Source organism: Mesorhizobium sp. M0145 (assembly GCF_040322355.1).
Classification (GTDB): domain Bacteria; phylum Pseudomonadota; class Alphaproteobacteria; order Rhizobiales; family Rhizobiaceae; genus Mesorhizobium.
Map to the genome: position 1 here is coordinate 1 of NZ_JAMYTK010000072.1, position 798 is coordinate 798.

A 798-nucleotide genomic window follows, 5' to 3' on the forward strand; every position below is an offset into this window, starting at 1 on the left:
AGCCCGTGATCGGCCACGTCAAGGCCGAGCACCGGATGGGCCGCAACTATCTCGCCGGCAAGCAGGGCCGACGCCGTCATCGCCACCCTGGCCGCCGCCGGCTACAACTTGTATGGGGCGATGATTGTCAAGCTTGCTCTTCGTTCGTTTCCTCATCTCCTGGTTCGGCCAGTTGGCGACCATCTCCTCGTCCCCGACCGGGGCTTCGACCGGGTCCGCCGCGCGCAGTGACGGTCAAGGGTGGGCCGCAGGCCCATCGCGCAGCGACTTGTCTTGACAGTCACGAGCACGGCGGCAGGCTTTGTCGGGTCGGGTGAGTCCCTTTCTTGCGGGGGCCAAAACGCCGACGACAGATTCCGAGGCGAGCTCGCCGAGCCAGGCGCGAAGGTCCGCGCGGCAGACTTGTATGCGGTAGATCCCCGTGGATGTAAACCATGATGCAGCATGCGCATCGGTGGCGAAGCTCCGGGGCGGCGGGCCCATTCTTCAGAACGGCCTGCAAAACACCATGTTGTAGCGCGGGTCACCGCCACCTCGGATCGTCATCGGCAGACCCTGCTGCGGGCCCGCCAATTGGCTTGTTCTCCTCTTCCCACGTGCCCTCATCACGCCGCACGCAAGACGACGCCCTGCGGCACCTCGCCGGTGGTGACGAGATGCCACAGCGCAATCAGCAGCTTGCGAGCCAGCGGGACGATCATCGTCTTGCGTGTGCTTGAAGGCGAGTTCGACCTGCCAGCGCAGCCGATAGGTCTGCAGAACCTCGTCGGCCGTCAATTCATCGGCCGGGACCGAGGT

1 pseudogene is annotated in these 798 nt (G+C 65.2%); it reads left to right on the forward strand.

Annotated elements, in window-relative coordinates:
- A pseudogene (locus NKJ28_RS32945) lies at positions 1–231 on the forward strand (hypothetical protein); the annotation flags it as partial.
- Between the last annotated feature and the right edge of the window lie 567 nt (positions 232–798).